Genomic DNA, 11868 nt, shown 5'->3' on the forward strand with positions numbered 1-11868 from the left:
GCACCTTGAATCAGCTCATGGAAAAGTACGTAACAAACTACAAATACTTTATGATATAACAAGCAAATTTTTAGATAACAAACCAGTATATCGATGCGGTCATTGTGGTTTTGGTGGTAAACATTTACATTGGCATTGTCCCGGGTGTAAAAACTGGGGAAAAATGAAGCCTGTCCATGGATTGGAGGGATATTAGTAACTTTTCAATAAAGTTCTTATGTTGTAGCGAAAGTTTATACTTGCATTATTATTGCCACAACTTATTGAGAAGTTACGGATATTAGTGATAATGTAAATGATACAATTAACATTTATAGTTATTCTACCTCTAGATGCTTTTTTTGTGATAAGACAAGCCAGTATCTTAGGTAAAATAAGTATACATACTATTTTGAAGAGACTATGATGCAATTTATTGATTTAAAAACACAATATTCTTTAATTGAGCATGATGTTTTAAACAGCATTAGGAATGTATTGAATCATGGTCAGTATATTATGGGTCCAGAAATTGCCAAGCTCGAAAAGCAATTGGCTGATTTTATTGGTGTAAAATATGCCATTGCTAACTCAAGTGGAACGGATGCTTTATTGATGGCATTAATGGCATTAGAAATTCAAGCAGGGGATGAAGTTATTACTAGTCCTTTTAGCTTTTTTGCTACTTCAGAAGTAATTAGTCTTTGTCATGCTAAGCCTGTTTTTGTTGATATTGATCCTTTAACTTATAATTTAGATCCAAATCAACTAGAAGCTGCCATTACAAGAAAAACCAAAGCAATTATGCCTATAGGTTTGTTTGGACAATGTGCCGATCATGATGCCATTAATGCAATTGCTGATAAATATGGTATTGCAGTGATTGAGGATGCGGCGCAAAGCTTTGGTGCAACATACAAAGGTAACTATTCTTGTGCTTTATCAACTATTGGATGCACCAGTTTTTTTCCTTCTAAACCCTTAGGCGGCTATGGGGATTCTGGTGCTTGCTTTACTAATGATGATGAGCTGGCTAAGAAATTGATTGAAGTACGAATACATGGTCAAAATGCACGTTATTGCCATCACCGTATTGGGATTAATGGACGTATGGATACTCTTCAGGCTGCAGTGTTAATTGAAAAAATGATGTTGTTTCCCGATGAAATTATTATGCGTCAAAAAGTTGCCAAGCGTTATGATCAGATGCTTTCTTCATTAGTTAAAACCCCATTTGTTCATAACTATAATACTAGTGTGTATGCACAATACACTATTGAAGTTGATTGTCGTGATGAGTTCCAACAGTCAATGCAAGAGTCTGGAATTCCTACAGCAGTTCATTATCCTGCGCCATTGCATTTACAAGCTGCAATGAATTATTTGGGTTATTCTGTTGGGGATTTTCCCCATGCTGAAAAGGCCAGTCAGCGTGTCATTAGTCTACCAATGCATCCTTATTTACTCGAAGCCGATCAAATAAAGGTCGTTGAAGCGGTAAAAAATGCGTTAATGTTGCAAAAAGTAGAAGCTGTGGCCTAAATGTCTTCTCAATTGATTGTTGCTCTGGACTTTAATTGTGAGCATGATGCTTTAAATTTAGTTGATAAACTGGATCCCAGCAGTTGTGCTTTAAAAGTGGGTAGTGAGTTGTTTACTCTATTGGGAGTTCATTTCGTAAAACAATTAATTGAGAGACAATTTAAAGTTTTTTTGGATTTAAAATTCCACGATATACCTAACACTGTTGCCAATGCTTGCAAAGCGGCTGCCGAGTTAGGTGTATGGATGATGAATGTACATGCATCAGGTGGAGAGAAGATGATGCAATCTGCTAGACAAGCTATTGAGCCTTATGGCGCAGACCGTCCTCTTTTAATCGCAGTAACGGTTTTAACAAGCCTTAGTCAAAAGGAATTAGCATCCATTGGTATTAATGCTACTCTAGTTGAATATGTAAAAAAATTAGCTCTCTTAGCAAAAGATTCAGGTTTAGATGGTGTCGTGAGTTCAGCTCATGAGGTTAAAGCAATTAAATATGAATGTGGCAACCAATTCATTACGGTCACCCCAGGAATTCGATTAACCACTGATGTAAAAAATGATCAGACGCGTGTTATGACGCCCCAAGAAGCAATTGGTGAAGGTAGTGATTACCTGGTGGTAGGAAGACCAATTACACAATCTGTTAATCCTAGCATGGTTGTGCTGGAAATTCTAAAAAGTATTACCTCTATATAAAAAAAAGTAAAAAATTTATTGTTTGTAAAATTTTTGATTGATCCTTTGCTTGTTTAGAGCATTTTGCAAAAATTAATAATCCAATAAATATTGTTTTGCATATTGTGATCAATTTAATAAAGTAATTTAAGGAAAATCCCTGTCAGAAAATTTATGAGGAATTTAAAGAAGTGTTAAAAGTACTACAGAATAATCAACTAATTTTTAGAGATGAATATTATGGGAGATGGAATTTATCTTTTGCACAAAGTATACGTATGCTTAGGGTCTTGAATAGTAATCAATCCCCATCTCCTTCAAACCTGTTAAAATCGTTAAGTCAAGGGGAGGAGCCAATGCAAACGGTTATTGCTGGTGTGTATTATGAGGATTATGGGGATTTTCAAAGTGATGAAAATAATTTTTCTCTTTTAAACATTTAAGTTTGCTGACTCAATTGGTATTTCGATCTATACTGATTTTTTTACCAAAATTTACTTATGTACAGTGATAAAACGCTTTATTATTTGAATCAAATGGGGATTAGAGCTTGGATTAAGAGACCTAATTCTTTATCCTTGCTGCAGCTTGCGACGGCAAAACAAATCGAAGAGAGTAAAAAAGGATCTTTGCGGGGGGGGGTGAAACTACAGGTTTTTATTTCCTCAAACCTGAGTATTAAAGCACAATCACTATTGGCTCAGATGATGGCCTATCTTAACTTGCAAGAACATGAATTGAATATTATTCCGGTTCAGGAAAATGAGCCACTCAGCAACTATGATGCCAAAATAGAACAGCAAACCCCACTGGCGATTTTAGTTTTGGGTTTAGATCACTATCAATTCGTTACTTCTGTGAATACAGATTGTCTTGTGGTAAATAGCATTGACCCTAATTATTTAATAGCCAATCCCGCTGAAAAAAGAAAAGTATTTAAAGATCTTCATTACCTGATGCAATTAGTTTCTTAATAGTTAGTATTACCATGAAAATAAAAGGATTTACATTACTTGAATTATTAATCATACTAGCGCTAATCGCGTGTTTGTCTGTTTTAGGTACTGCTTCTTATTCTTACTTATTACGAAAAAATGAGCAACAGGTACTGGTAGATGAACTAAGAACTGCAGTGCAATACGCCAAACTTCAGGCACTTATTTTGGGTAAAACAGTTTCTCTAACACCCTTAGATGCTTCATTAAATTGGGTACATGGAATGAAATTAAGTACCTGGAATAAAAAAACCAATAATAGTGAGTTACTTTACCAATGGCAATGGCATCATCCAGGATGGGAGCTAACTTGGAGCGGAGCTCGCTCTTCTAATCGTGTGATTTTTTCAAATAATCCGACTCGTGCTATTAGCAATGGTCATTTTACTTTATTGAATGCGGATACTCGTCAAAATAGAGTGATTATCTTAAATCGATTAGGAAGAATAAAAGAAGATTCCGGATACAGCTTGTCCCTGACACGTTAATTTTGTAGAATCTTGAAGAATCTTTTTCATTAACTATAAATTTATGACGATTAATACACAGCTTATTTTTCCATTAAAAGTATCATGCTCTCAACAGTTTTTAGAATGGATTAATTGTCAATCATCGTTAACTGATAAATTATGTTCAGCCAAGGGAGCTGTCCAATTAGAGTTGATTGCACAGCAATGGATAAATATAGATTTATGGTCTCAGAGTGTCCTTGATATTCAGGATGTATTAGTTTTTCAACGAGAAATTCTAATGAAAAGTCATGATGTGATTTATTGGTATGCTCGGAGTATTATCCCAACACGATGTTATGATTTAGCCCCCACTTTTTTCGATCGTTTACATAATGAGTCTATAAAAAATTTAATTTTTAATGATCAGAGGGTGCATCGCATTAATTTAATTACTTACCCAATAAATAAACATTGTGTTGAATTTTATTGGTTAAAAAAATACATTAATAGGATTCAAGGGATACTTTGGGTACGAATTGCTGAGTTTTCTTTTCAACGCAAAGAATCTTTTTATTTAATAGAAATCCTGTTGCCGAAGTTAGGGGATATAACCCTATGAAATGGAATGCTTATTGGCGCTTAATGCGATTTGATAAACCTATAGGGATTTTATTATTGTGGTTTCCAACAGCTTGGGCTTTATGGCTTGCAAATAAAGGGTTTCCATCGCTAAAATTGTTTGTATTGTTTTTTATGGGTACGGTATTAATGCGTGCTGCAGGCTGTATTATTAATGATATAGCTGACAAAGATATTGATAAGCATGTGATCCGGACGCGGCTTCGCCCCTTAACTGTTGGTGAGATTAGTATTAAAGAGGCGTTAGTCTTATTAGTGATGTTGCTTTTGGCGTCATTATTGATATTAATTAATTTACCTTGGGATTGCTTTTATCTTGGATGTATTGCTTTATTTATTTGCTTCCTTTATCCCTTTTGTAAGCGTTTTCTCAATGCTCCTCAATTTGTTTTAGGATTAGCTTTTTCCATGGGTATTCCCATGGTCTATGTTGCTTCGAACCTAACTTTAAATGATGAATGCGCTTTATTATTTTTGCTCAATTTTTCTTGGATTGTCGCGTACGATACCATGTATGCAATGAGCGATAAAGAAGATGATTTAAGAATAGGCGTGAAATCTACAGCTATTTATTTTGGAACTTATGATCGTTTAATTATCGGCTTACTTCTTTGTGTAGTGCATGGATTATGGTTATTTTGGGCATTGAGCATTCATGCAAGCAAAGGATTTTATATTTGTTGGTTTGCAGCAGCTCTAGTATTGTTTTACCAGCAAAAGCTAATTAGTAATCGTAAGCGAGCGCAATGCTTTAAAGCATTTGTTCTTAGTAGTTATTATGGGGGGTTTATGTGGCTTGCTTTAGGCTCATTATATTGAATTTGTCCTGGCCTTCAATTTGAAAATTTTTTTCACACCTAATAACTTACTGTTCGCTAACATACTCAATACCAAGAACTTTTACAACAGTTTATTAATATTTGTTGGCATGAGCTAGCGACTGTTTACGCGACTGCTTGGAGCCCTTCAGCCTAAAGATTACACACCATGTTAGTTGATAAGCTGAGTGAGGCTACATAAGTTCTTCAAGTTTGCAGTTTTTTGTTCGACATAAGATTCCCAATGCTCCTTTGCCTTAGGCTCACACGATGCACTCCATATCAGCTGGCCTAAAGTATCAACAGCAAAATTGCAGCCAAGGCCCTCAAGAGTACTATCAGAAGCAGTAATAGGAAAATCTCCATCTTTATTACCTCTAAATTTATATGACCTCGCAACACCCTCAGTTTGGTTCATCTATTTGTGTAAATCGCCTGACTTGATGGGAGTATTTATGAAACCAATAAATAACTCACTTCTTTTAAATGATTTTTTGTTTAATTTCTTTTGTTTTTCAAGCTGTCATAGGGTTCCTTCCCTTTGAATTCATCACAGAAGGTTTCTCTTGTGGTAACTTTAAAGACAAAAGATGGAGCCATTATCTCGCTTTGAAATAAAGGCTCTGACTTAGCTTATTTTGTCAATTCATTCAATAAACTTGTCGCACCGATACGAAACCAGCTTTTGTCGATTTTTTTAGCCATCATTAATTCAGCTAATTGTGCATAATTAAATGCTTGCACAGATTTTTTTATACCACCAGATATTTTGAGACCACAATTTTTTTTGGAGTCTTTAATTGCACTTATTATGGTGAATACAGCAGGTAAAGAGGCGCCTTGTGCTATTTTTCCAGTTGATGTTTTCAGAAAATTACAACCTAATTCAATCAGATTTTTACTTAGTTCATAAATACATTCTATTTCAGAAAAAACTCCGGTTTCCAATATTATTTTTGTAGTCAGATTATAATGCTTACAAAATTCAATTACAGTGTGGCACTGAGTTAGAGTAAGGTGTTTTTTACCATCAAGATACAGTCGATAGGGGAGTACGTAATCGATTTCAGTGGCACCTAATTGGGCTGCTCTTTCAATTGACTGCAAAGAACATGCTAATTTCTCATTACCTTCAGGAAAATTAATGACGGTAGCTAATTCGATTGCATCTAACTGCTGAAATTCTGATAAATGTTTACTATAAACGCATACTGCCGCAACATGATTGCGGCACGCATCTTGATTTAGTTGAGACAAGGATTCAAGTGATACGTGTTCATCCAATAAGGTGAGATCCAAAGTATGGATTAGTTCCTCAGTAGTGATGCTGCTATTACTTTGATTGTTAACCAAGATTTCCAAAACTTCATTCAAAGAAGATTCTAAATTCATTTAAGTTCCGCAATATATTCTTTAAGGAGTAAGTTCAGTTTTTTCGCAGCTTTTTCTGCTGTAGTAACAACTGAATTATGGCTATGAGCAGTTTGAGAAAGGCCTGTAGCAAAATTCGTAATCATAGCAATTACTGCTACATGCAGGCCACAATGATTTGCTACCAATACTTCCGGAACTGTAGACATCCCTACAGCGTCTGCTCCCCAGAGTTTAAATGCTCTAATCTCTGCAGCCGTTTCATAATGAGGACCCAGTACTGAAATATAAACTCCTTCTTCCAGTTTAATTGAGTGTTTAGCAGCAATAGATAATAAATCACGACGCATTGTTTTGTCATAAGCATTATCTATTGGGTAAAATCTAGGGCCAAATTCCTCATCATTAATACCAATAAGAGGATTACTGGGTTGTAAATTAATATGATCAGAAATTAACATTAATTCACCTGGACCTATATCTTCTCTTAGTGAGCCCGAAGCATTGGTAGCGATGAAATAATTACAACCTAAGAGCCTTACTGTTCGTACATAAGTTTTAACGGTTGCATAATTTTCCAAACCCTCATAAGTATGTGCTCTACCTTGCAAACAAATGACCCCAACTCCATTCAAGTAACCAAGAATTAAATTATCACTATGTCCTTGTACTGTAATTTTAGGAAAGCCTGGAAGTTTTTCATAACTGATGTGTACGGAGTCTTGTAACTCATCTGCAAACTGACCTAATCCTGAACCTAAGACTACGGCTACAGTTGGTTTAAATAAGGGATATAATTTTTTAATAAAGTCAGCTGCTAAATGGGCGTCGCTTCGCGGTACTGCAGTATTCGTCATAGAAATTATCCTATTTAGGTTTAAAATCAAAATTAAAAGCTAGTGGCAGTAGTTCATTAATTGTGATGCTGCGGAATACCGAATCTTTATTACATAAATGTATTAGGGTATCAGGACTTGAAAATTCATTAATTCTTTGTCTGCAACCCCCGCAGGGAGAACATAATGCATTCGATCCGGCCAGTATCACCATACTTTTGATGTGCTGCTCGCCTGAGCTGACCATCGCTGCAATTGCTGAAGTTTCAGCGCACAAGGTTAAGCTGTAAGAACAATTCTCAACGTTAATGCCAGTATATAAATTATCTTTATCTGTTTGAATACAGCAAGCTACAGTAAATTTAGAATAAGGGGCATAAGAGTATTCGAGCGTTTTATATGCTCTGGAAATCATGTTCGCAATTATTGGATCCATTTAAATCTCTTGGTTAAATAATAAAAATTGAAAAGATAGGAGCTGTTAATAGTTCGCTCAAACTAGCGATATGCGAACAGATTATAGTGTAGAACGGGGTCGATGACCATTAGGATCAGCATTTATTTGATGATGGTTGCGCTGAAAGTGTTTTAATATCATTGTTTAATTCTTTAATATCAGGTACTTCAAAAAAATTTTTTCCATGAGAAAAAACTGGCACATTATTATTTTTAGAAGCACAAGTAGGATCAGGACCTAATTTATTGTTCATTTTAAAATAACTTTCTGAGTATTGTACTGGCTTGGGATCATCAAACTTAGAGTTTAACAAAAACTCCAATGCAAGTGCTCCAAGACTAATATAGATTAAAAGGGAAAAAATGAAAATCGGTAGTGCAGCAATAGGAAATACAAAGCTAAGGGTAGCCGTTATTGCTGTAACCAAACTTATAACAGTCGTTGTTAGAATATAAGAAAAATAGTTTTCATCATTGTTCGGAGGTGTTTTTAATTTATGATATTCGCCTATAGCCCAAAATATATTAGCAAGAAGAAAAAGCCAAGCTGCAGAGGGGTATAAAAAAGGTATAAAAATGGCAGCGATGCTCACTACAGTGGCAGTAAAACCTATTAGAGATGAAAAAAGAAATTGTGCTTTGATTTTTGCAAATCCATACCATTTATTTTCTTGTTTTTGATCTTCGGGTCTTAGAAAATTGTAACCACACCATGCAGCATACCCTATGAGATAAAAGGCTAAGGAAATATATCCAAAAATAGGGGCCTTAGTAAAAGGAATGTATTGAAGTTTAGATAGTATGAAGCCTGAAAAAGAGAAGAAATTACCTGTATCATCCCAATATTTCTCTTTAATCATGATAAATACACTACCTAATTAACCTTTATCAAGCGTATTGTAACTTAATTGGACATCATGTTCTAGGGGCTGGTATATTAAAAAATTAAACATCTTCATTGTATTATAAGGAATAATTGGGATTTTTTTTAAGGATAATTCGTACCAATAAACCCTTATCCAAATTATTTTGTGCAATAATCTTGCCCTCATGTAATTGAATGGCACGAAAAGCAATGGCTAATCCTAAACCATAACCGCCAGTTTTTTTCTCTCTAGAAGTATCGACTCGATAAAATGGACTAAATATTTTTTCCAATTGTTTGTTTGGAACACCAGGACCGTGATCGCTAATGTCGATATAGATATGGTCTTGAGTCTCATCGTTACATAGTGAAACAAGTACTTTTTCGCTAACAGGCGAATAATGTAGTGCATTACGCACTACGTTTTCTATTGCTCGATGAACCAAACGTTTATCAATTAATAAATTGCAGGGTGCAATCGTACCTGCAAGAACCCTGTTAACTGCAGTTTTACATTCATAATTGGCGTCTTTAATTACTTCGTGCAATAAAGCAGGAATATCGACCTGTTTTAAATGTAGATCCATCGTGGATTTATCCAGACGAGCGAAGTCTAAAATTTCGCTAATTAAATAGTTTAATCTAGAGCATTCAAGTTCCATACGGTTAAATTCAGAATCTGCAAGGTGCTTGGTTTTATTGCGGCCTAACTCAAGAGCAATTTGTAGACGAGCGAGTGGTGAACGTAATTCGTGAGATATGTCCTGTAATAATCGCTCCTTAGAGCTGACTAGTTTTTCTAATTGTTCGGCCATACGATCAAATTCATCGCTAAGTTGTGCTATTTCATCCTTATGATGCCCTCTTAAATAGCCTACGCGTGTACTGAGTTTTCCGGTAGCAATTGATTTCGCAGCCATTCCTAATGAGCGTAATGGTTGTGTAAGGTAAAGAGAGAGTAAATAACAAATAAGACCACTAATGAAGGCAGCTAAAATTAGGCGAATGGCTAAACCAGCCCAAGGGATACCTACAAAATGAGAAATAGGCTTCTCACTTATTGCCGCAAGTCGGTAAAATTTTCCTGAGGTCGACAGAATTTCATGACTTACGATCAGTTTATCTGATTTTAATATACCTTCACTTAACTGATCCTTAAGAAGATTTTCCGCGACTTTTTTTACATTTTCGGGAGGTATTTCAGTACTAATGATCTCGCCAGTACTCGATAATAAATACAAAGTCATATGACGAGAAATACCAATTTTATTTAGCCATTTCATTAGGGCCGTGTGTTCGCCAGATTCAAAGGTTGCTACTGCTGCATTGGCATAACTGTCCATGAACAGTTGTTCTTGGGCAGGAAGGGATGATTTTTGTGCAATGTGGCTGATAATCCAGGCTGTAGTAAAAATAATAAAAATCGTTGCCAGCCAAAACGAAATAAAAATTTTCCAGTATAAACTACGCATTAAATAGATATCCAAAGCCTCTTACTGTTTTGACTATAGGTTCACCTTGAAGATTATCTCCCAATTTATTTCTTAAGTTGCTAATGTGTACATCAATACTGCGATCGTAGGCCGTATATTTTCGTCCTAAAGCATATTCAGTAAGTTCTTCTTTGGAAAAAGCTTGTCCTGGTGATTTAATTAACATTTCCAGGATGTTAAATTCAGCATTAGTTAATTCAAGATAATTTCCATCTAGAGTTACGTGACGTTTAGAACAATCCACTATTATATTATGTTGTTTAATTACTGGTTTTGACGCAGGAGCTTTTTGGGTACGTCGTAAAATTGCACGTACACGCGCAACTAATTCTCGAGGATTGCAGGGTTTAGGTAAATAATCATCAGCACCAATTTCAAGGCCTACAATACGGTCAATATCATCACCACGAGCTGTTAACATCAAAACGGGCGTTTCTAAATGTTCTCTGATGGCTTTTAAAACCTCAAAGCCATTCAGTTTTGGGAGCATCACATCAAGAATAATCGCATCAAAAGATTGGTTTAATGCTTTCTTTACGCCGGTTTCACCATCATGCACACAAATAGCATGAAAACCTTCTGGTTCTAAATATTGTGTTAATAAGTCAGTAAGTTCGGTATCGTCATCTATAACGAGAATATTTCCATTCATAAGGAACCTTGTTTTAAAAGCATCATTTAGGAACAGTTGATATTTCTATTCGCGAAATGTCAATCATCCCTTACTGTTTCTCAATGCATTCTAATAGTTTAATTCTTCGTGCATCTGCATTGATAATTTTAAATTCTAAAGAGCCTATGGTTATCGTTTCCCCACGAGTAGGTAAATAACCAAAACTGTTCATTACAATACCACCAATCGTATCATAAGTCTCATCACTAAAATGAGTATTAAGTTGTTCATTAAATTCATCAATTGGCATATGGGCTTTAATAATATAATGACCGTTGTCATGAGCCTTAATGTATGCATCTTCATCAATATCAAATTCATCTTCAATATCACCGATTATCTGCTCGATAATGTCTTCAATGGTAACAAATCCTGAAACTTCACCATATTCATCAACAACAATAGCCATATGATTTCTATTACTACGGAATTCGCTAAGTAAGCTATCAAGACGTCTGCTTTCAGGAACAAAAGTGACTTGGCGGCAGATATCCAGTAAATCAAAAGAATTAGGATTATGGGGTTGGTAACGCAATAGATCTTTGGCATGCAATATTCCTACAACTTCATCTCCATTTTCGTCAGTTACAGGAAATCTGGAATGTCCAGTGTGGGTTACCGTTTTAATAATGTGATTAAGTTCTTCATCCTGTTTAATGCAAACCATCTGGTTTTTAGGTAACATGATGTCGCGAACACGCATTTTGGAAAATAGTAGGGTACCTTCTATCATTGCTAGTGTTTCTGAGTTTATAAGAGAGCGAATCTGCGCATCTCTCAACAAACTAACAAGTTCTTTTTGATTCTGTGGTTCCGCCTGTAAAAAATGCTTCAAACGAGAAAACCAGGAACCGCCTTCTTCCTCTTTATTCAAGTTGATTACCCTCTGCGTCATAAGGATTACTATAACCTAATTCAGCCAATAATTTAATTTCAACTGCCTGCATCATCGCTGCATCATCATCGTTGATATGATCATAGCCTAGTAAGTGTAAGATCCCATGAATCAATATCAAAGTCCAATGAGCATCCAGAGTTTTGTTCAACTGTTTACTTTCAGCAAGCAATACC

General features: G+C 35.4%; 16 protein-coding genes and 1 pseudogene. 8 read left to right on the forward strand and 9 right to left on the reverse strand.

The window, feature by feature from the left end:
- From WA877_RS04670 to ubiA, 8 genes and pseudogenes are all read left to right on the forward strand, one after another.
- Positions 1-196, forward strand: a pseudogene (locus WA877_RS04670) (lipopolysaccharide assembly protein LapB); the annotation flags it as partial.
- Positions 197-405: 209 nt separating this feature from the next.
- A complete protein-coding gene (locus WA877_RS04675) occupies positions 406-1521 on the forward strand; it encodes a DegT/DnrJ/EryC1/StrS family aminotransferase (protein ID WP_425169789.1) in 1116 nt (371 codons plus the stop codon).
- Entirely contained in the window at positions 1522-2220 is a 699-nt protein-coding gene (gene pyrF / locus WA877_RS04680; RefSeq protein ID WP_425169774.1) for an orotidine-5'-phosphate decarboxylase, read from the forward strand.
- 170 nt (positions 2221-2390) lie between these two features.
- A complete protein-coding gene (locus tag WA877_RS04685) occupies positions 2391-2642 on the forward strand; it encodes a hypothetical protein (RefSeq protein WP_425169775.1) in 252 nt (83 codons plus the stop codon).
- 57 nt (positions 2643-2699) lie between these two features.
- Positions 2700-3173 (forward strand): DNA polymerase III subunit psi, encoded by a 474-nt coding sequence (locus WA877_RS04690; RefSeq protein WP_425169776.1) that lies wholly within the window; start codon positions 2700-2702, stop codon positions 3171-3173.
- Positions 3174-3187: 14 nt separating this feature from the next.
- On the forward strand, positions 3188-3682 hold the full coding sequence (locus WA877_RS04695; RefSeq protein WP_425169777.1) for a GspH/FimT family protein: 495 nt from the start codon (positions 3188-3190) through the stop codon (positions 3680-3682).
- A 43-nt stretch (positions 3683-3725) separates the two neighbouring features.
- On the forward strand, positions 3726-4265 hold the full coding sequence (locus WA877_RS04700; RefSeq protein WP_425169778.1) for a chorismate--pyruvate lyase family protein: 540 nt from the start codon (positions 3726-3728) through the stop codon (positions 4263-4265).
- Positions 4262-5104 carry a 4-hydroxybenzoate octaprenyltransferase gene (gene ubiA / locus WA877_RS04705; protein ID WP_425169779.1) on the forward strand — a complete coding sequence of 281 codons (843 nt, stop codon included), beginning with the start codon at positions 4262-4264 and terminating at the stop codon, positions 5102-5104. The genes WA877_RS04700 and ubiA overlap by 4 nt, the downstream gene beginning before the upstream one ends.
- A 171-nt stretch (positions 5105-5275) precedes the next feature.
- On the opposite strand, the gene WA877_RS04710 is transcribed toward ubiA, so the two are convergent.
- From WA877_RS04710 to ybeY, 9 genes are all read right to left on the reverse strand, one after another.
- Entirely contained in the window at positions 5276-5521 is a 246-nt protein-coding gene (locus WA877_RS04710) for a hypothetical protein (protein ID WP_425169780.1), read from the reverse strand.
- Positions 5522-5736: 215 nt separating this feature from the next.
- Positions 5737-6495: a deoxyribose-phosphate aldolase gene (gene deoC, locus WA877_RS04715; RefSeq protein ID WP_425169781.1), complete on the reverse strand. Its 759-nt coding sequence runs from the start codon at positions 6493-6495 to the stop codon at positions 5737-5739.
- The gene (locus WA877_RS04720) at positions 6492-7331 is read right to left on the reverse strand and encodes a purine-nucleoside phosphorylase (RefSeq protein ID WP_425169782.1); all 840 of its coding nucleotides are present in this window, start codon (positions 7329-7331) and stop codon (positions 6492-6494) included. The genes deoC and WA877_RS04720 overlap by 4 nt, the downstream gene beginning before the upstream one ends.
- Positions 7332-7341: 10 nt before the next feature.
- Positions 7342-7746, reverse strand: a complete 405-nt coding sequence (cdd, locus tag WA877_RS04725; protein WP_425169783.1) for a cytidine deaminase — start codon at positions 7744-7746, stop codon at positions 7342-7344.
- Between the two features lie 115 nt (positions 7747-7861).
- Positions 7862-8626 carry a hypothetical protein gene (locus WA877_RS04730; protein WP_425169784.1) on the reverse strand — a complete coding sequence of 255 codons (765 nt, stop codon included), beginning with the start codon at positions 8624-8626 and terminating at the stop codon, positions 7862-7864.
- Between the two features lie 103 nt (positions 8627-8729).
- Positions 8730-10103 carry a two-component system sensor histidine kinase CpxA gene (gene cpxA, locus WA877_RS04735; protein ID WP_425169785.1) on the reverse strand — a complete coding sequence of 458 codons (1374 nt, stop codon included), beginning with the start codon at positions 10101-10103 and terminating at the stop codon, positions 8730-8732.
- Entirely contained in the window at positions 10096-10776 is a 681-nt protein-coding gene (gene cpxR, locus WA877_RS04740) for a two-component system response regulator CpxR (RefSeq protein WP_425169786.1), read from the reverse strand. The genes cpxA and cpxR overlap by 8 nt, the downstream gene beginning before the upstream one ends.
- Before the next feature lie 70 nt (positions 10777-10846).
- Positions 10847-11692, reverse strand: a complete 846-nt coding sequence (locus WA877_RS04745; RefSeq protein WP_425169787.1) for an HlyC/CorC family transporter — start codon at positions 11690-11692, stop codon at positions 10847-10849.
- The coding region (gene ybeY, locus WA877_RS04750) for an rRNA maturation RNase YbeY (protein ID WP_425169788.1) at positions 11664-11868 on the reverse strand (205 nt) is incomplete at its 5' end. The genes WA877_RS04745 and ybeY, both read right to left, overlap by 29 nt.

The organism is Legionella sp. (assembly GCF_049790535.1).
Lineage (GTDB): Bacteria > Pseudomonadota > Gammaproteobacteria > Legionellales > Legionellaceae > Legionella.